Here is a 17,894-nt window from a genome sequence, read left to right on the forward strand (position 1 = left end):
GGTACAGCACAGCAAACGCATTCACAGGAGGCCGCCGGTGAGACGAGCGCGCCCGGGGGCGCCGCCCCGAGGAACGGGTGGCCGGGCCCTGACCAGCGTCGGAGCAGGTGCCGGCTTCGACGCGAGCCGGACCAAGGAGCGAGGGGACGACCGGACCACCGGGTCCGAGCAGACGGTGGTGAAGGAGGAACGCACCCCGTCGAAGCTGTGGCACATCACGCTCAGCGTCTCGGGAGCGGCCACTTCGCTGTCGGAGATCAGACGTGGGCTCGAACAGCTCGCGCACGACCACCCCTTCCTGCTGACCAGCCGGTATGCCGCCGACCACGCGGAGATCCGCTACTGGGAAGAGGCCCGCGATCTGCACGACGCGGCGGCCGTCGCGCTGCGGCTGTGGGGCGAACACCGCTCCACGGCCAGACTCCCTCCCTGGGAGATCGTCGGCCTGGAGGTCATCGACCGCGAGACGTACCACCAGCGCGTCGCGGAGGGGTACGGGCCGCCCCCGGCCGCCCCGGTCGGAGTGCACCCGTACTGACCACCCCGCGCCCGCTGCCAAAACGGTTGTCCCGGCCGTGGCTGTCTCGCATCACGGGATAAGTGACGGATGCCCGCAGTGTGCGCACTACCCTGCGGGCATGACCACGCTCTCGCCGTACGACAACATGTCCCCGGTCGCTCAGACCGCCTACCGGGCACGCTCCGCCGCAGCGGACATCGCGCCGCTGCCGCGCGCGGCCAAGGACGCCGCACTCCTGGCGATCGCGGACGCGCTGGAGGTGCGGACGGGTGAGATCGTCACGGCCAACGCCGAGGACGTCGCCCGCGCCCGGGAGGCCGGGACCAGCGAGTCGATCATCGACCGGCTCACCCTCACCCCGGAGCGGATCCGAGCCATCGCCGCCGATGTGCGGGACGTGGCGGCACTGCCCGACCCGGTGGGCGAGGTCGTCCGCGGCTCGACCCTGCCCAACGGCATCGACCTGCGACAGGTCCGGGTGCCGCTCGGCGTGGTCGGGATCATCTACGAGGCCCGGCCCAACGTGACGGTCGACGCCGCGGCCCTCTGCCTGAAGTCCGGCAACGCCGTCCTGCTGCGCGGCTCGTCCTCCGCGTACTCCTCCAACGTCGCGCTGGTACGGGTGCTGCGCGACGCGGTCGGCGGCTCCGGCCTCCCGGCCGACGCGGTGCAGCTGGTCCCGGGCGAGAGCCGTGACGCGGTACGGGAGCTGATGCGGGCCCGCGGCCTGGTCGACGTACTCATCCCGCGCGGCGGCGCCTCGCTGATCCGCACGGTGGTCGAGGAATCCACCGTGCCGGTCATCGAGACCGGCACCGGCAACTGCCATGTCTACGTGGACGCGCAGACCGATCTCGACATGGCCGTGGACATCCTGATCAACTCCAAGGCGCAGCGCCCGAGCGTCTGCAACGCCGCCGAGACGCTGCTGGTCCACAAGGACGTCGCCGCGCAGTTCCTGCCGCGCGCACTGGACGCACTGGCCGAAGCGGGCGTGACCGTCCACGGCGACGAGCGGGTGCTCGAACACGCCGAGGGATCCAAGGCCACCGTGGTCGAGGCGACGCCGGAGGACTGGGAGACCGAGTACCTCTCCTACGACATCGCCGCGGCCGTCGTGGACTCGCTGGACGCGGCCGTCGCGCACATCCGGCTCTGGTCCTCCGGCCACACCGAGGCGATCGTGACCACCTCGCAGGCCGCGGCCCGCCGCTTCACCCAGCTGGTGGACTCCACGACGGTGGCCGTGAACGCGTCCACCCGCTTCACCGACGGCGGTCAGTTCGGCTTCGGCGCGGAGATCGGCATCTCCACGCAGAAGCTGCACGCCAGGGGTCCGATGGGTCTGCCGGAGCTCACCTCCACGAAGTACATCGTCACGGGCGACGGCCACGTGCGGTGACCCTGTGGTGGCATTCATCGGCCTTCGGCGACCTTCAGTGGCCGTCACGGGGCCGGTGAATGTTGCGGGCTCCCTGCCCAGAACGTCCCGGCGGGGCTAATCTGGAGCCGTGCCGGACGACGTGGGGGGCAGGCCGTTCCCGGACGGCTGGGAGCCCGACGACGACCGCGGGGGCGCGGACGAGGACTCCGCCTCCGTGGTGTTCGACGAGGACTTCGTACGGGCCGCCGCGATCCATGAGCCGACCGCCGTGGAGCGGCTGCTGGCGGCCGCCCAGGCGCGCGCCGAGGCCGAGGCATCCCGGGCGCGGGCGGGCGGAGGCCCCCTGGACGACGAGCTCTACGACGAGGAGTACGGCCCCGGCGCGTACAGCCGCGAGGGCGCCTACGACGACCCGCTGGACCCCGATGACGCCTCCGGCAGCGGCGGGCCCTACGGGCGCCACGGCGGCGCTCTGCGGCCCTACCGGGGTGCGGCGCGCTGGCACCGGCCGGTGGCCTGGCTGCTCGCCGTGCTGATGGGCATCGGAATGGTGGCGCTGGCCTTCAGCGCCGTCTACCGGAACAACTCGGGCAGCCGTCAGGACCCCGCCCCGCCGCCCGCCACGACCGGCGTGGACAGCACGCCGGGCTCCGTCCCGGACGCCACCCCATCGGCCCCCACGGGCTTTCTGCGCCCCACGGTGTCCGCGATCCCGCGCACGGACTGAGGCACGCGCCGACCGGGGCGCGGGCCGGCGACGGGCAGGCACCGCGTCGGCGGTGGTCGGCAAGCGCGTCGGCGTTTCTCCGTTTCTCCCGTGGTTGGCTCGCGGCTCGGCGTTTATCGCGGTCGTAATCGACCTACCCTGAAGGTGTGACCCCTCTCTTTGAGGGGGCTCCTCACTCGTCCGTACATGCGCAGTCGTGCGACGTCATACGAACTCATGACGGGCAGGCCCTGTCGAAGCCGTTCGGCCGAGGCGGAGCGAAGCGTTTCGGCCCCGGTCGATGACGTGGAGTCGGGAGAAGTCATGGCAGGTCGCGGAGAACCTCCGGAAGGGCCGCCCGAGAGTCCGACGGGCGGCGGTGAGGACGAGTACCGGTCACTCGTCTTCGACGAGTCGTTCGTGCGCGCTGCCCGGCTGCGGGAATTCTCCGCCCAGGAGCGCATGGAGGACCACGCCCCCGCCGTACGCAGTCTGCCGGCCAGGCGCCTGCGCAACGGGCCCCGAGCCGCCATCGCCCTGGTCCTCCTGATCGCCCTGGCCTTTGGAATGGCCGTGTACATGGGCCTCCGCAACCCCTACGAGGCGCCCGTCGGCAGACGGGCCGAGCCGCTGAGGTCGACCGTCGTGCCCCTGGCGCCGCAGGGCCTCGTACCGGGCGGAACCGCTGCCGCCCTCCTGGCCCGGAGCCCCGCCGCCCACTTCGGAAAAGGTGCCGACGGCATCAATCTGCCGGCGATCAGGCGGACCGACAATTTCACTGACAGCCAGGTGGCGACGGCCCTGACCACGGTCAAGGACTACCTGGTGGCCTCCTCGCTCGATCCCGACGTGCTCGCCGGCGCCTCTGCGCGCCCGGTGGAAATGCTGCTCGACCCGGATCAGACGGCCCAGTTCGAGCGCAGCATGAACCACCCGCGGGACGACGGTCAGCATGCCGCGACCGGCTGGCTGGTGCGGTTCGACCCGGCGAAGGTGGCCCTGGCCGGTCCGGACATCCGGGTCCGGGGCACTCTGAGCTACGCCGAGGAGGGGTCCGACACCCTGGAGGTGGTGTCGGACCACACCTTCACCTACACGCTCCGTCCGGCCGTCGCGGGGCCCCAACCGGCGGGCGGTGCCTCGCTCTTCACCGTACGTCGCGAGCTGCACTTCCGCTTCGACCGGGAGGACCTGCGGCTGCACCGGCTGGAGCTGCGCACCAGCTACGTACAGGCCGGACCGCAGTCGTGCCCGGCGGACACCACCGGTGCGCTGCGCCCCCTGCTCGCCGGGCAGCGCGCCGTCCTCCGCGGCCCCGCGAGCACCGACCCGTACGCGACGGGCCGGCCCACGGCGGCGCTCTGCGGGACCCTGGCGGTCAGCTCCCCGCAGACCCCGGCTCACTCCCCGGCTCATCAGGGTTCTGGGGCTCGTCCCGCCTCGTAGAGTCCGCGGAGCCGTCCTTGGCGCCGCCCTTGCCCGCTGAGCTGCCGCCCTGGCCGGTGAATTTGTCGCGGAGCTTGCCGCCCAGGTCCCCGGCGCCGCCCGCTATGTCGCCGACCAGCTTCATCAGCGGATCCTTGCTGGTGCGCACCGTGTCCGCGTAGTGGGCCGCGGACTCCCGGAAGGAGTCGGTCACCGAGGTGTCCTTGTCCTCGTCGCGCCGCGGGTAGTGACCGTCCATGATTCGCTGGTAGTCGCGGGTCTCGGACCACTTCTTCAGCTCGGCGGCGCGCACCGTGGTGAACGGGTGCGAGCGGGGGAGCAGGTTGAGGATCTTGAGCACGGAGTCCCGCAGATCGCCGCCCTTCTCGTACTCGTCGGCCTGGGCGAGGAAGGCGTCCACGTTCATCTCGTGCAGGTGGTTGCCGCCCGCGATCTTCATCAGGCCGCGCATCGACGCCTGCAGATCCTGGCCGACGAGCAGCCCGGCCCGGTCGGCCGAGAGCTCGGACTTGCGGAACCACTCGCGCAGCGCCGTCACGATCGCCATGATCGCGACGTTGCCGAGCGGGATCCAGGCGACCTTCAGCGCGATATTGGTGAGGAACAGAAGGATCGTGCGGTAGACCGCGTGGCCCGAGAGGGCGTGTCCCACCTCGTGGCCGATGACGGCCCGCATCTCCTCCTCGTCGAGCAGCTCCACCAGCCCCGTCGTCACCACGATGATCGGCTCGTCGAGACCGATGCACATGGCATTGGGCTGCGGGTCCTGATTGACGTACATCGGCGGGACCTTCTCCAGGTCCAGGATGTAACAGGCATCGCGAAGCATGTCGTTGAGGTGGGCGAACTGCGCGTCGCTCACCCGGACGGAGTCGGAGAGGAAGAGCAGTCGCAGACTGCGCTCGGGCAGCAGCCCGCTCAGTGTCTTGAACACGGTGTCGAAACCGCTCAGCTTGCGCAGGGCCACCAGGGCCGAGCGGTCCGCCGGATGTTCGTAGGCCCGGGACGAGATCCCTGCGAAACGCCTGCGCTGCCTGCTCGGCACGTTCTCGTGGCTCTCGCTGCTGTGTTCGGTCATGAATAGGCCCCCTGTTCGTACGAGATGTCGCTCGCCCCCCTGGCAAATCCCAGCGTAGGTGCTGGGGCTACGGTGTGCGGGGGGCTGTGGACAACTGAGGAGACGCCCGACATGCCGCACACCGTTGCTCTGCTCGCCGCCGCATCCGGAGACCAGGGGCCCGGCAGCACCCTTCGTATCGTGCTGCTCGTCTCACTCGTCGGAGCCGGGCTGCTCGGCTGGTTCCTGCTCCGCGGATACCGCAACGACGACAACAACGACTGAGTCGGCGTGAGCGTGCCCGGGGCGCCCGCATACGATGTGCGCGACGTCTTCCTTCCGACTCCCGATCGATAGGTCCTGCCGAAGATGAGCCTCACGAGCACCGCACACCAGCTGGTCACTCTCGCGTCCGAGGGCGGCGAGCACGGTGGCAACCACGAAAGCCTCAGCCCGCTTCTCACCGGGGGCGGTGCGTTCGTCGCGCTGCTGCTCCTGCTGTGGATCACCACTCGCTTCAACCGCGACCGCTGAGGCGGAGGCGTACAGCTGTGCCAGTAGGCTCTGCACGCATGGGAGAGCAGGAAGTGCCTACCGGCCGCGGAAAGCGCCGACTCGGCGTAATGGGCGGGACGTTTGACCCGATCCATCACGGACACCTGGTGGCGGCCAGCGAAGTGGCCGCCCAGTTCCACCTCGACGAGGTGATCTTCGTTCCGACGGGGCAGCCGTGGCAGAAGAGCCACAAGCATGTCTCCCCGGCCGAGGACCGTTATCTGATGACGGTCATCGCGACAGCGTCCAACCCGCAGTTCTCGGTCAGCCGCAGCGACATCGACCGCAGCGGGCCCACGTACACCATCGATACCCTGCGGGACCTGCGCGCGATCCACGGCGACGCGGACCTCTTCTTCATCACCGGTGCCGACGCGCTCTCCCAGATCCTCACCTGGCGGGACGCGGACGAACTGTTCTCGCTCTCCCACTTCATCGGCGTGACGCGGCCGGGGCATGTGCTCACGGACGCCGGACTGCCGGAGGGCGGGGTCTCCCTCGTGGAGGTTCCCGCGCTCGCTATCTCGTCCACGGACTGCCGTGAGAGGGTCGCGCAGGGGGATCCGGTCTGGTACTTGGTGCCGGACGGCGTGGTCCGCTACATCGACAAGCGCCAGCTGTACCGCGGCGAATGAGCGACGCAGAGGGGCACCGGTGAACGACCGACAGAACGCTTACGACCCGTACTACCAGCAGCCGCAGATCATCGGCTACGACGAGTACGGGCAGCCGGTGTACCAGCAGCCGCAGCACGTCCAGCAGCAGCCGTACGACCCGTATGCGTCCCAGCCGCAGCAGAACCAGCAGCCGCAGCAGCCTCAGCAGGGCGGCCAGGGGTACGGGTACGACCCGTACGCCCAGCCGCAGCAGCATGTGCAGCCGCAGGGGTACGACCCGTATGCGTCCCAGCCGCAGCAGCAGCCCCAACAGCCCCACGAGCCTCAGCAGCAGGCGTACGGCGGCTATGACGGCTACGGCTACGACACGGGCCGGCAGCCCGCCGCGGTCGACACGACCCAGCAGTGGAACATCCCGCAGCAGCCAGTCCCACCCTCACCTGCCGCACCTGCCGCTCCAGTCCCGCCGGAACCCGGCCCCGAGCCCGGCGCGGAGCCGGACGCGGCCGTCCCCGGGCAGCGCCATGGCGACCGCGACTACCGCACCGAGCAGTTCTCCTTCATCGAGGAGCCCGACGAGGACTCCGAAGACGTCATCGACTGGCTGAAGTTCACCGAGAGCCGCAGCGAGCGGCGCAAGGAGGCACGGCGTCGCGGCCGCAACCGCATGGTCGCGCTCATAGTCGTGGTGGCCCTGGTCGTGGTCGGCGGTGTCGGCTACCTCTGGTCCGCCGGAATGATCCCGGGCGTGTCCGGTTCGGACAAGGACAGCACGGCATCGACGGGCCCGCAGAAGCGGGACGTCATCGTGGTCCATCTGCACAACACCAAGAAGGGCGGCACCTCCACGGCGCTGCTCGTCGACAATGTGACGACCAAACACGGCACCACGGTCCTGCTCCCCAACTCGCTCGCGGTCGCTGACGAGGACGGCGTGGCGACCACCCTCGGCAAGTCCGTCAAGGACGACGGCACCACCGGCACCCGCGAATCCATCGGCAACCTGCTCGGCACCGACATCAGCGGCACCTGGCGGCTCGACACTCCGTACCTGGAGACCCTTGTCGACCTGGTCGGCAACATCGAGGTCGACACCGACATCGATGTGCCGGACGAGAAGAAGGGTGCCTCCCCCCTGGTGAAGAAGGGCGAGGCACAGACCCTGAGCGGCCGGATGGCCGTCGCGTACGCCACCTACCGCGGGCCGGGCGAGGCCGAGACGAAGCAGCTCACGCGGTTCGGGGAAGTCATGCGCGGCGTGCTGCGGAAGGTGTCGGACGACCCGAAGGCCGCCACGGTCACCGTGCAGACGCTGGCGCAGATCCTCGACCCCTCGCTTCCCGAGAAGGACCTGGGTGCCTCGCTGGCGAAGCTCGCCCAGCATGCCAAGGTCGGCGACTACAAGACGGCCGTGCTGCCGGTGCAGGCCGACGGATCACTGACCGACGCGGCCACCGAGAGCGTCGTCAAGGACATCCTGGGCGGTTCGGTCAAGGCGCCGGGCGCCGGCGCGGAAGCACCGGTGCGGGTCGGCCTCAAGAACGCCACCGGGAACGAGGACGGCACGGGAGCCGCGCAGGTCAAGCTGGTCAATGGCGGCTACACCTTCGTCGGCGGCGGAACGGCCGAGACCGTGGCACTGTCCGAGGTCGTCTACAGGACCGCGGCGGACAAGGAGAAGGCGACGCAGGTCGCCAAGACCCTGGGCCTGCCGACGGGCGCGGTGAAGCAGGGCAAGCCCGCCGCGAACGCGGACGTGTCCGTCCTGCTCGGCCAGGACTACAAGATCAAATGACCGCGTCCGGCCGCCCGGATGATGTCGATTCGATCTTCGGACAATCGCTGCGTGGGCTGTCGGCGGTCCGTGAGACCCTAGAGGTCTCTCTGACCGCCGACGAAAGCCTGCTTGTGACCGCCACGGACCGCTCCATCGAGCTCATCAACGCCGCCGCTCAGGCGGCCGCCGACCGGCTCGCGCACGACATCATCGCGTACGACGTCAGCGACGTGCTGTCGATCACGGACGCCTTCCTCCTGGCCTCGGCCCCCAACGACCGCCAGGTCAAGTCGATCGTCGACGAGATCGAGGAGCGGCTCCAGAAGGAGCTCGGCGCCAAGCCGGTGCGCCGCGAGGGCGACCGCGACGCGCGCTGGATCCTCCTCGACTACGTCGACATCGTCATCCACGTCCAGCACAGCGAGGAGCGGGTCTTCTACGCGCTGGAGCGCCTCTGGAAGGACTGCCCCGAGATCGCGCTTCCCGAGGACGCCGTCAAGACCCGCGGGAAGGCCGAGGAGCACGCCCGGCTCACCGGCAGCACGGAAGGTGAGCAGAGCTGAAAAGCGGCGGAAGCGGCAGGGGCCGCAGGATCGTCCTCTGGCGTCACGGCCAGACGGCCTGGAACCTGGAGCGCAGGTTCCAGGGTTCCACGGACATCGCACTCACCGACGCCGGAGTCGGGCAGGCCCAGCGGGCCGCCCGGCTGCTGGCCTCGCTGAAGCCGGATGCGATCGTCGCCTCCGATCTCCAGCGGGCGGCGGCCACCGCCGCCGAGCTCGCCGCGATCACCGGCCTCGAAGTCGCACACGACGCGGGACTGCGCGAGACCTACGCGGGTGCCTGGCAGGGCCTCACCCACGAGGAGATCGTCGGGCAGTACGGCGAGCAGTACGCCGCCTGGAAGCGGGGCGAGCCCGTGCGTCGCGGCGGCGGCGAACTGGAGACCGAGGTCGCCGACCGGGCCGCCCCGGTGGTGCTCGGACACGCCGACAAGCTGCCCGAGAACGGGACGCTCGTCGTGGTCAGCCACGGCGGCACCATCCGCACCACCATCGGCCGGCTGCTGGGCCTGGAGGCGCACCACTGGGAAGGGCTCGGCGGGCTCTCCAACTGCTGCTGGTCGGTGCTGGGCGAGGGTGCGCGAGGCTGGCGCCTGCTGGAGCACAACGCCGGCACGCTGCCCGAGCCGGTGCTCGGCGACGACACCTGAGGCCGTCCCGACCCCGGCACCGGCCGGATTTCACTTTCCGGCAGGTCGCAGGCTAAAGTTCTTCTTGTTCGCAGCGCGGAAACGCAGAGAAACACAGCGAACAGCGGGGCTATAGCTCAGTTGGTAGAGCGCCTGCATGGCATGCAGGAGGTCAGGAGTTCAATTCTCCTTAGCTCCACAATCAGGATCCCGTCCCCAACAGGGGGCGGGATCTTTGCATGCCACCCTGCAGGACCTGCTGCCCTTCAGCTCTCCCGGCGCCGCCGCAACGCGGCGACCCGCTCCCTGCTCTCCTCGTCCGCCGGTGTGTACGCCACGATCCGGCACTCCGGCAGGCCATTGATGGACAGCGACACCGAGGTCATCCTTATGTCCCCGGCCACCGACCAGTGCCGGAAGCTCTTCACCCGCGGCCCTGGCGGGGCGACGTCCCCGCTGCGCCACAACTCGGCGAAGTACGGACTGGCGGCCGAGAGCCGTTCGACGAACGACTCCCAGGCGGGCTCGCCCGTATGGCGCCCGTACGCGCCCCGCAGCGTGGCCACCATGATCGGTAGCTCCTGCGTCCGGTGGACGACGGGACAGGCATCCTCGGACACCGTGAACAACGTCCACAGCACGTTGCGCATCCCCGTTCCCGTGATCGCGGGGACGGCGAACAGGTCGCGATAGGCGGGGTTGGTGGCCAGGATGTCGTATCTCGCGTTGTAGACCACGGCGGGATGTGGATCGAGCGCGTCGATGATTCCCTGGACCTCCGGCCCCACCTCGATGGCGTCGGACTGCCTGCCGGGCGCGTAGGCCACTTCCGCCAGGTGGTACAGGTGTTCGCGCTCCGATGCGTCCAGCCGGAGCGTGCGCGCCACGGCGTCCAGCACCTGCGGTGACGCGTTGATGGGACGGCCCTGCTCCAGCCAGGTGTACCAGGTGACGCCGACGCCGGAGAGCTGCGCGACCTCCTCGCGGCGCAGGCCCGGGGTGCGGCGGCGCAGCCCGGGTGCCATGCCCACATCGGCGGGTGTCACCCGCGCCCGGCGATTGCGCAGAAACGCCGCGAGCTCCGGACGCCGCCGGTGCCGGCCTGCCGGAGGCGTCGTCCGAGGCGTCGTTCGAGACGTTGTCCGATCTCCCGACCGGTCCGCCGCCTGATGTGTCGTCACCGCTGCCACACCCCCCATGTTCGGTGACCCGCAGGGGAGTTGCCAGGTGCTGTCGGTACCAGCATCAGCGGGCTCTCGTTACCCGTATTCGGCCGGGGCCAGGCTCGATGTCATGACGACGGCATCCGAGGCAACTCCACATTCCGTGACCAGTAAAGACCCCGGCACTGACAACCGCTCCGGGCGAGTGCTCGCTCTGGTGCTCGCGGCCCAGTTCATGGCACTGCTCGACATCTTCATCGTCAACGTCGCCGCCCCGACGATCCGCAGCGAACTCGCCGCCTCGGGGGCCGGGTTGCAGCTCGTCGTGGCCGGCTACACCATCACGTACGCGGTGCTGCTCATCACCGGCGCCAGGCTCGGCGACCTGATCGGGCACGGCCGGGCCCATCTGGCCGGGCTCGGCGTCTTCACCGCGGCCTCGCTCGCCTGCGGACTCGCCGCGGGAACCGGGCAGCTGATCGCCTTCCGGCTGGTGCAGGGCGCGGCCGCCGCGGTGATGATTCCGCAGGTGCTCAGCCTCATCCAGCGCCACTTCACCGGCGAGGCCCGGATCCGGGCACTCGGCGCCTACAGCGCGGTGCTCGCCACCGGGGCTGCCGCCGGGCAGGTGGTCGGCGGGGTGCTGGTCAGCGCCGATCTGTTCGGCGCGGGTTGGCGGCCGGTTTTCCTGGTCAACGTGCCGATCGGGCTCGTGCTGCTGGTGCTCGGCATCCGTGTGCTGCCGCGCGAACCGCGCACCGCGCCCGGCAGGGTCCAGGCACGGGCCCGCGGCCTCGATCTGCCGGGGCTGGTACTGCTCGCCGCCGCCGTCACGCTGCTCACCGTCCCCCTGGTGCTCGGGCAGGAGCTGGACTGGCCGGCCTGGTCCCAGGTCTGCCTGACTGCCTCCGTGGGGCTCTTCACCGGATTCGTCGGGTACGAGTCACGGCTGGCCGCGCGCGGTGGTGCGCCCCTGATCGCGCCCAGGGTGCTGCGTGTTCCCGGTATCGCCCGAGCGGCGCTGCGCATTCTCCTGGTGATGGCGATCAACGCGGGCTTCCTTTTCGCCATGACGCTGCACGTCCAGGGGGGTCTGGGCTACTCGCCGCTGCGTGCCGGGCTGATGTTCGCGCCGACCGCGCTGGTGTTCGGTGTGACCGGACTGACCTGGCGGCGCTGGCCCGCCGGTCTCCAAGGGGCCCTGGTGCCCGCCGGGTTCGTGCTCGTGGCCGCCGCCTCCGTGGCCGTCGGGCTGCTGATGCGTGGTGGCGGCGACGGCGGGCCCACGCTGTACGCGGCCTTCGCGGCGATGGGCACCGGCCTGGCACTGGGCTTCAGCCCCACCCTCACGAGGGCGCTGGCGGACATACGTCCCAAGGACGCGGCCGATGTGAGCGGCGTACTGGTGACGGTCACTCAGTTGGGGCAGCTGACCGGGGTCGCCGCATTCGGCACGCTCTATCTCAACCGCCTTGATACGCAAGGGGCGCAGGGGTCGGGGCATGCGTTGTGGGTATGCGCCCTCGCGCTCTCGACGGCCGCTGCGGCAGGTGCGGCGACGGGTCTCGTACGGCGTCGGTGAGCGGCCGGAACTCCGGTGGGCTGCCCCTCTTGCGGGGTCATGGCAGAATCGGAGCGCCGGAGGGGGCGACGGACCGATCGGGAGGGAGCGCGATGCCTGCGAGCCGTCACGAGGTCCCGGACCTGCTCCTTGTTCCCCGTCTTCCCGCAGGCCCCGGCTTCCCCGCAGTTCCCGGCCTCTCCGCAGCCCCGGAGAACGGCGGGACCTTCTCCGTATGCACCGCCCGCGGCCAAAGCCGGAGCTGACCCATGGGTGCACACAGGCGGAAATGCGACTGGTGCGGCAGCGGTACGCCCATCGTCAGGGACATGGACCCGATCAATCCGGAGTACCAGTACTGGTGCGAGGAGTGCGCTCGGGCGCTGATCATAAAGGGCGACCCGATCGAGACCTATCGGGAGCTTGAGGGGGAGCCGATCTACGGTCGGCTGCTGGAGGAGCACTGCACGCTCAAGCGCTTCTACTCCTTCGCCACGGCCTGACCCCCTTCGGCGCCGCCGCCGGCCCGGCCCAGGTGGCGCAGAACCGGCAAATCGGAGCGGTCGGGAATCGATTTGGTGGACTGGCGGGGTCACCGGTAATGTTCTCGATGTCGCCAGGGAAACCGGGCGGAAAACAGCACGGGGCTATAGCTCAGTTGGTAGAGCGCCTGCATGGCATGCAGGAGGTCAGGAGTTCAATTCTCCTTAGCTCCACAGGAAAGTACGAGAAGCGGGTCACCCACACAGGGGGCCCGCTTCTCGCATGTGCACCGATGCCGGAACCCGGAGTTCCGTTGCGCGTACTCTCCCGCCGCCCTGTCCGCGGTTCGGTCGCGCCAGGCCCCGCTCCGGGCCCGTGCGGTACCCTGACGCCATGCGTGCCGTACGCCTTCTGCTTAGCGAGCCGCGCTGATCAGTCCCGACCGGTGAGAATGCCTGGTCGGAATCGGCGCGGCGTCCCCTCCTGTGCGAGGGGATTTTTCGTTTCCGTAGACGCGTGTCCGTAGACATGGGCGCCGGCAGATGACGATCGATGGAGCTTTGAGGATCATGAGCGAGACGACTTCCGCAGCCGAGACGGCTGCGCCGCACCGCTACACGGCGGCGATGGCCGCCGACATCGAGGCACGCTGGCAGGACTTCTGGGACGCCGAGGGCACGTACGAGGCACCGAACCCGACCGGTGACCTGGCGGGCGATCCGGAGCTGGCTGCCAGGCCGAAGAAGTTCATCATGGACATGTTCCCGTACCCCTCGGGTGCGGGCCTGCACGTCGGTCACCCGCTGGGCTACATCGCCACCGATGTCTTCGCCCGCCACCAGCGGATGACCGGGCACAACGTGCTGCACACCCTGGGCTTCGACGCCTTCGGCCTGCCCGCGGAGCAGTACGCGGTGCAGACCGGCACGCACCCGCGGGTCTCCACCGAGGCCAACATCGAGAACATGACAGCCCAGCTGCGCCGGCTGGGCCTGGGCCACGACAAGCGCCGCTCGTTCGCCACGATCGAGGCGGAGTACTACAAGTGGACCCAGTGGATCTTCCTGCAGATCTTCAACTCCTGGTACGACACCGAGGCGGACCGGGCCCGCCCGATCGACGAGCTGGTCGCACAGTTCGAGAACGGCGCACGCCCCACCCCGGACGGCCGTGACTGGAGCGCGCTGAGCGCCACCGAGCGCGCGGACATCCTGAGCGGGTACCGCCTGGCGTACGCCTCCGACGCGCCCGTCAACTGGTCGCCCGGCCTGGGCACCGTCCTGGCCAACGAAGAGGTGACGGCCGATGGCCGCTCCGAGCGCGGCAACTTCCCCGTCTTCAAGGCCAAGCTGCGCCAGTGGAACATGCGCATCACCGCCTACGCCGACCGGCTGCTGAACGACCTGGACGGGCTGGACTGGCCCGAGGCGATCAAGCTGCAGCAGCGCAACTGGATCGGGCGCTCCGAAGGCGCCCGCGTCGACTTCCCGGTCGACGGCACCGGCAGCATCACCGTCTTCACCACCCGCCAGGACACCCTGTTCGGCGCCACCTACATGGTGCTGGCGCCCGAGCACGAGCTGGTCGAACAGATCACTCCGGCGGCCTGGCCCGAGGGCACTCACGCGGTGTGGACCGGCGGATACGCGTCCCCGGCCGAGGCGGTCGCCGCCTACCGCAAGCTGGCCGCCGCCAAGTCCGACGTGGAACGGCAGGCCGAGGCCAAGGACAAGACCGGTGTCTTCACCGGCGCGTACGCCACCAACCCGGTCAGCGGCGAGAAGGTCCCCGTCTTCATCGCCGACTACGTCCTGATGGGCTATGGCACCGGCGCGATCATGGCCGTACCGGCGCACGACGCACGCGACTTCGCCTTCGCGCGCGCCTTCGAGCTGCCGATGCGCTGTGTCGTCGAGCCGTCGGACGACCGCGGCACGGACCCCTCGACGTGGGAGGACGCCTTCGGCTCGTACGACGCGAAGCTGGTCAACTCCGCCAACGACGAGATCTCGCTGGACGGCCTGGGTGTCGTCGACGCCAAGGCGGAGATCACCGAGTGGCTGACGGCCCACGGCGTCGGCGAGGGCACCGTCAACTTCCGGCTGCGTGACTGGCTGTTCAGCCGCCAGCGCTACTGGGGCGAGCCCTTCCCGATCGTCTACGACGAGGACGGCATCGCCCACCCGCTGCCCGAGTCGATGCTGCCCCTGGAGCTGCCGGAGGTCGACGACTACTCGCCGCGCACCTTCGACCCCGACGACGCCGACACCCAGCCCGAGACCCCGCTGTCCCGGAACGCCGACTGGGTCAACGTCACCCTGGACCTGGGCGACGGCAACGGTCCGAGGAAGTACCGCCGCGAGACCAACACCATGCCCAACTGGGCGGGCTCCTGCTGGTACGAGCTGCGCTATCTGGACCCGAACAACGACTCCAAGCTGGTCGACCCGGCGATCGAGCAGTACTGGATGGGCCCGCGCGAGGGGCAGCCGACCGGCGGTGTCGACCTGTACGTCGGCGGCGCCGAGCACGCCGTCCTGCACCTGCTGTACGCCCGCTTCTGGTCCAAGGTGCTGCACGACCTGGGGCACATCTCGTCCGTCGAGCCGTTCCACAAGCTGTACAACCAGGGCATGATCCAGGCGTTCGTCTACCGGGACAGCCGCGGCATCGCGGTCCCGGCGGCCGAGGTCGAGGAGCGCGACGGCCAGTTCTACTACCAGGGCGAGAAGGTCAGCCGCGTCCTGGGCAAGATGGGCAAGTCCCTGAAGAACGCCGTCACGCCGGACGAGATCTGCACCGAGTACGGGGCGGACACGCTGCGCCTGTACGAGATGGCGATGGGCCCGCTGGACGTGTCGCGGCCGTGGGACACGCGCGCCGTCGTCGGCCAGTACCGGCTGCTGCAGCGCCTGTGGCGCAATGTCGTCGACGAGGAGACCGGTGAGGTCACCGTCGTGGACACGGAGCCGGGCGAGGAGACGCTGCGTGCGCTGCACAAGGCGATCGACGGGGTCGGCCAGGACATGGCCGGGATGCGCTTCAACACGGCGATCGCCAAGGTCACCGAGCTGAACAACCACCTGACCAAAGCGGGCGGGCCGCTGTCCCGGTCCGTCGCCGAGTCGCTGGTGCTGCTGGTGGCGCCGCTGGCCCCGCACATCGCCGAGGAGCTGTGGCGCCGGCTGGGCCACACCGATTCGGTCGTGCACCAGGACTTCCCGGTCGCCGACCCGGCGTACGTCGTGGACGAGACCGTGACCTGCGTCGTGCAGGTCAAGGGCAAGGTCAAGGCGCGCCTGGAGATCCCCCCGTCGATCACGGACGAGGACCTGGAGGAGCTGGCCCTGGCCGACCCGGCCGTGGTGGCGGCGCTGGACGGCGCGGGCATCCGCAAGGTGATCGTGCGGGCGCCGAAGCTGGTCAACATCGTCCCGGCGTGATGACGAGGCGTCCCGTGTGAGGCGCTGGCCGCGCCCCGCGCGACGGTGTGGGGGCATTCCCCTACGGGCAGGTTGGGGGTTCCGAAGGAACCCTCGGCCTGCCCTTTCCGTTTACGGTGGAGGGGCCGGCACCGGCAGCCGAAACGACATCCGAGGGGCGCTCATGGAATTTGTGATCCTGATTCTGGGGTTGCTCTTCTTCGCGTTCGTGGCCCTGGGCGTGTATGCGGGCGTCAAAGCCGTGGGCGCGGCGAAGCGCGGCGTGGACCGAACGATCAGCCAGGCGCGCCGCACCGTCGAGGAGACCACGCTGCGGGCGAAGAGCTACGGGCAGACGGGCGTGGGCGGCGAGCTGGCGCAGCTCCGGCTGGCGCTGCGCACATCCATGCGGGCCACCCAGGAGGCATTGCGGGCCGGAGTCGCCGAGGATGCCTCGCTCTCGGAGTCGCTGGGCCTGTTCCAGCGGCTGAGCGTGCACGGCCGTGAGCTGGACGACGAGCTGAAGAAACTGGAACGCGAGCCCGACCGGGTGACCGTCGCCTCGATGCTGCCGGACCTGAAGCAGCGTACGGAGCGGATCACGCACTCCGCGGATTCGCTGCGATGGGCCGCGCGTGACCGGGCTCGGCGGTTCTCGGACGACTCGCTGGACTCGCTGAACGCACAGATCGACGTGGAGGCGGGGGCGCTTCGGCACTGGACCGCGGAGACGGACGAACCGGTCCAGGGACAGGGCGGCCGGCCGCAGGGTGACGCGAGCGGTCAGAGCCGGGGCCCGGGTCAGGACCAGCGGCCGGGGCACGAACCGCGGCCTGAGCAGGACCGGCGGCCGGAGCAGGGGAGCGGGCCGGCCGATGATGCGGCGCGGGCGATCACGGCTCCCGACCCGCGACGGCAGACCGCGTACCCATGGCAGAAGACGGCCCGGCCCGAGACGACGAACTGACACGTTCGATGACCGCCGGTGACCGGGGGCGGTCCGAAGCGGTCAGGAGAGATCATTCGGCCGGGGTCGGACTGCCGGGACACGGACTCGGAAGGTAACCTCCCGCTCATGTCCCGCCATGTCGCGATCGTCACCGATTCCACGGCCTACCTGCCGCCCGAGACGATGGAGCGGCACGGCATCACCGCGGTGCCGCTGACCGTCGTCCTCGGTGATCAGGCTCTGGAGGACGGCACCGAGATCTCCGCCCGTTCCCTCGCCGTGGCGCTCCAGAAGCGCCGTCCCGTGACCACGTCCCGGCCGAGTCCCGAGGTGTTCGCCGCCGCGTACCGGGATGCGGCCGAGGCGGGGGCCACCGGCATCGTCTCGCTGCACCTCTCGGCCGAGATCTCGGGCACGTACGACGCCGCCCTGCTCGCGGCGAAGGAGGCGCCGATTCCGGTACGGGTGGTGGACACCGGGATGGTCGCCATGGCCCTCGGATTCTGCGCCCTGGCCTCGGCGGAGACGGCGGAGGCGGGCGGAAGCCTGGACGAGGCGGTCGCGGCCGCGGAGAAGCGGGCAGCGGGCACCTCCGCGTACTTCTACGTCGACACGCTGGACTACCTGCGCCGTGGTGGCCGTATCGGTGCCGCACAGGCCCTGCTGGGGTCGGCGCTCGCTGTGAAGCCGCTGCTCCAGCTCGACGGCGGCCGTATCGAACTGCTGGAGAAGGTACGGACGGCCTCGAAGGCGATCGCGCGCCTGGAGGAGATCGTCGCGGAACGGGCGGGCAGCGGCCGAGTGGACATCGCCGTGCACCACCTCGCGGCCCCCGAACGGGCGGAGCGGCTCGCCGAGCGGCTGCGTGAGCGGGTGCCGGGGCTGGTCGATCTGCATGTGAGTGAGGTGGGCGCGGTGATCGGTGCGCACACCGGACCCGGTCTGCTCGGGGCAGTGGTCTCGCCGCGCTGACCCGGGGCGGGCGGCCCTGGCGGTCACTCGTACCTCACCCCCAGGGGTGGCCGAGTTATCCACAACTAGTCAGTTTTCCACCGGAATTGA

General features: G+C 70.1%; 17 protein-coding genes and 2 tRNA genes. 17 read left to right on the forward strand and 2 right to left on the reverse strand.

The features are described from left to right. Positions 1-37 precede the first annotated feature (37 nt). The 4 genes from ACIRJP_RS18160 (at position 38) to ACIRJP_RS18175 (ending at position 4,056) form a co-directional block, all read left to right on the forward strand. Complete coding sequence (locus ACIRJP_RS18160) at positions 38-538, forward strand: hypothetical protein (RefSeq protein WP_404174665.1); 501 nt, start codon at positions 38-40, stop codon at positions 536-538. Positions 539-638: 100 nt separating this feature from the next. Then, complete coding sequence (locus tag ACIRJP_RS18165; RefSeq protein WP_404174668.1) at positions 639-1,922, forward strand: glutamate-5-semialdehyde dehydrogenase; 1,284 nt, start codon at positions 639-641, stop codon at positions 1,920-1,922. 109 nt (positions 1,923-2,031) lie between these two features. Further along, positions 2,032-2,631 (forward strand): hypothetical protein, encoded by a 600-nt coding sequence (locus tag ACIRJP_RS18170; protein WP_404174671.1) that lies wholly within the window; start codon positions 2,032-2,034, stop codon positions 2,629-2,631. A 303-nt stretch (positions 2,632-2,934) separates the two neighbouring features. Next, positions 2,935-4,056 carry a hypothetical protein gene (locus ACIRJP_RS18175; RefSeq protein ID WP_404174674.1) on the forward strand — a complete coding sequence of 374 codons (1,122 nt, stop codon included), beginning with the start codon at positions 2,935-2,937 and terminating at the stop codon, positions 4,054-4,056. Here the strand turns inward: ACIRJP_RS18175 and ACIRJP_RS18180 are convergent. Next, complete coding sequence (locus tag ACIRJP_RS18180) at positions 3,989-5,134, reverse strand: M48 family metallopeptidase (protein WP_404174677.1); 1,146 nt, start codon at positions 5,132-5,134, stop codon at positions 3,989-3,991. The two genes, ACIRJP_RS18175 and ACIRJP_RS18180, sit on opposite strands and share 68 nt — an antisense overlap. A gap of 111 nt (positions 5,135-5,245) precedes the next feature. On the opposite strand from ACIRJP_RS18180, the gene ACIRJP_RS18185 reads away from it, so the two are divergent. From ACIRJP_RS18185 to ACIRJP_RS18215, 7 genes are all read left to right on the forward strand, one after another. After that, positions 5,246-5,398 carry a hypothetical protein gene (locus tag ACIRJP_RS18185; RefSeq protein WP_404174680.1) on the forward strand — a complete coding sequence of 51 codons (153 nt, stop codon included), beginning with the start codon at positions 5,246-5,248 and terminating at the stop codon, positions 5,396-5,398. Positions 5,399-5,482: 84 nt separating this feature from the next. Continuing rightward, positions 5,483-5,647, forward strand: coding sequence for a hypothetical protein (locus ACIRJP_RS18190; RefSeq protein ID WP_404174683.1), 165 nt, complete (start codon positions 5,483-5,485; stop codon positions 5,645-5,647). A gap of 38 nt (positions 5,648-5,685) precedes the next feature. After that, a complete protein-coding gene (gene nadD / locus ACIRJP_RS18195) occupies positions 5,686-6,303 on the forward strand; it encodes a nicotinate-nucleotide adenylyltransferase (RefSeq protein ID WP_124717753.1) in 618 nt (205 codons plus the stop codon). 19 nt (positions 6,304-6,322) lie between these two features. Then, the gene (locus tag ACIRJP_RS18200; RefSeq protein WP_404174685.1) at positions 6,323-8,080 is read left to right on the forward strand and encodes an LCP family protein; all 1,758 of its coding nucleotides are present in this window, start codon (positions 6,323-6,325) and stop codon (positions 8,078-8,080) included. A gap of 113 nt (positions 8,081-8,193) precedes the next feature. Then, positions 8,194-8,625, forward strand: coding sequence for a ribosome silencing factor (rsfS, locus tag ACIRJP_RS18205; protein ID WP_124717755.1), 432 nt, complete (start codon positions 8,194-8,196; stop codon positions 8,623-8,625). Next, entirely contained in the window at positions 8,622-9,275 is a 654-nt protein-coding gene (locus ACIRJP_RS18210) for a histidine phosphatase family protein (protein ID WP_266733827.1), read from the forward strand. The genes rsfS and ACIRJP_RS18210 overlap by 4 nt, the downstream gene beginning before the upstream one ends. A gap of 105 nt (positions 9,276-9,380) precedes the next feature. Further along, positions 9,381-9,453, forward strand: a tRNA-Ala gene (locus ACIRJP_RS18215). A gap of 67 nt (positions 9,454-9,520) precedes the next feature. Here the strand turns inward: ACIRJP_RS18215 and ACIRJP_RS18220 are convergent. Further along, entirely contained in the window at positions 9,521-10,444 is a 924-nt protein-coding gene (locus ACIRJP_RS18220) for a helix-turn-helix transcriptional regulator (protein WP_404174689.1), read from the reverse strand. Between the two features lie 103 nt (positions 10,445-10,547). Between ACIRJP_RS18220 and ACIRJP_RS18225 the strand changes: the two genes are divergently transcribed. The 6 genes from ACIRJP_RS18225 to ACIRJP_RS18250 all read left to right on the forward strand — a co-directional run bounded on the left by ACIRJP_RS18225 (position 10,548) and on the right by ACIRJP_RS18250 (position 17,804). Next, positions 10,548-11,999: an MFS transporter gene (locus tag ACIRJP_RS18225; protein WP_404174692.1), complete on the forward strand. Its 1,452-nt coding sequence runs from the start codon at positions 10,548-10,550 to the stop codon at positions 11,997-11,999. 248 nt (positions 12,000-12,247) lie between these two features. Continuing rightward, entirely contained in the window at positions 12,248-12,481 is a 234-nt protein-coding gene (locus ACIRJP_RS18230) for a hypothetical protein (protein ID WP_015608461.1), read from the forward strand. Positions 12,482-12,621: 140 nt separating this feature from the next. Continuing rightward, positions 12,622-12,694 (forward strand) — tRNA-Ala (locus ACIRJP_RS18235). 336 nt (positions 12,695-13,030) lie between these two features. Continuing rightward, positions 13,031-15,904 (forward strand): leucine--tRNA ligase, encoded by a 2,874-nt coding sequence (gene leuS, locus ACIRJP_RS18240; protein ID WP_404174696.1) that lies wholly within the window; start codon positions 13,031-13,033, stop codon positions 15,902-15,904. A gap of 163 nt (positions 15,905-16,067) precedes the next feature. Continuing rightward, a complete protein-coding gene (locus tag ACIRJP_RS18245; protein WP_404174699.1) occupies positions 16,068-16,850 on the forward strand; it encodes a hypothetical protein in 783 nt (260 codons plus the stop codon). 108 nt (positions 16,851-16,958) lie between these two features. Beyond that, positions 16,959-17,804, forward strand: a complete 846-nt coding sequence (locus ACIRJP_RS18250; RefSeq protein ID WP_404174702.1) for a DegV family protein — start codon at positions 16,959-16,961, stop codon at positions 17,802-17,804. Positions 17,805-17,894: the final 90 nt, after the last annotated feature.

It is taken from the genome of Streptomyces sp. NPDC102437, from assembly GCF_044765565.1.
GTDB lineage: Bacteria > Actinomycetota > Actinomycetes > Streptomycetales > Streptomycetaceae > Streptomyces.

Coding starts and splice junctions, on each gene's coding strand:
- ACIRJP_RS18165 (WP_404174668.1), top strand. CDS start 639: ATGACCACGCTCTCGCCGTACGACAACATGTCCCCGGTCGCTCAGACC.
- ACIRJP_RS18175 (WP_404174674.1), top strand. CDS start 2,935: ATGGCAGGTCGCGGAGAACCTCCGGAAGGGCCGCCCGAGAGTCCGACG.
- ACIRJP_RS18180 (WP_404174677.1), bottom strand. CDS start 5,134: ATGACCGAACACAGCAGCGAGAGCCACGAGAACGTGCCGAGCAGGCAG.
- ACIRJP_RS18185 (WP_404174680.1), top strand. CDS start 5,246: ATGCCGCACACCGTTGCTCTGCTCGCCGCCGCATCCGGAGACCAGGGG.
- ACIRJP_RS18190 (WP_404174683.1), top strand. CDS start 5,483: ATGAGCCTCACGAGCACCGCACACCAGCTGGTCACTCTCGCGTCCGAG.
- nadD (WP_124717753.1), top strand. CDS start 5,686: ATGGGAGAGCAGGAAGTGCCTACCGGCCGCGGAAAGCGCCGACTCGGC.
- ACIRJP_RS18225 (WP_404174692.1), top strand. CDS start 10,548: ATGACGACGGCATCCGAGGCAACTCCACATTCCGTGACCAGTAAAGAC.
- ACIRJP_RS18230 (WP_015608461.1), top strand. CDS start 12,248: ATGGGTGCACACAGGCGGAAATGCGACTGGTGCGGCAGCGGTACGCCC.
- leuS (WP_404174696.1), top strand. CDS start 13,031: ATGAGCGAGACGACTTCCGCAGCCGAGACGGCTGCGCCGCACCGCTAC.
- ACIRJP_RS18245 (WP_404174699.1), top strand. CDS start 16,068: ATGGAATTTGTGATCCTGATTCTGGGGTTGCTCTTCTTCGCGTTCGTG.
- ACIRJP_RS18250 (WP_404174702.1), top strand. CDS start 16,959: ATGTCCCGCCATGTCGCGATCGTCACCGATTCCACGGCCTACCTGCCG.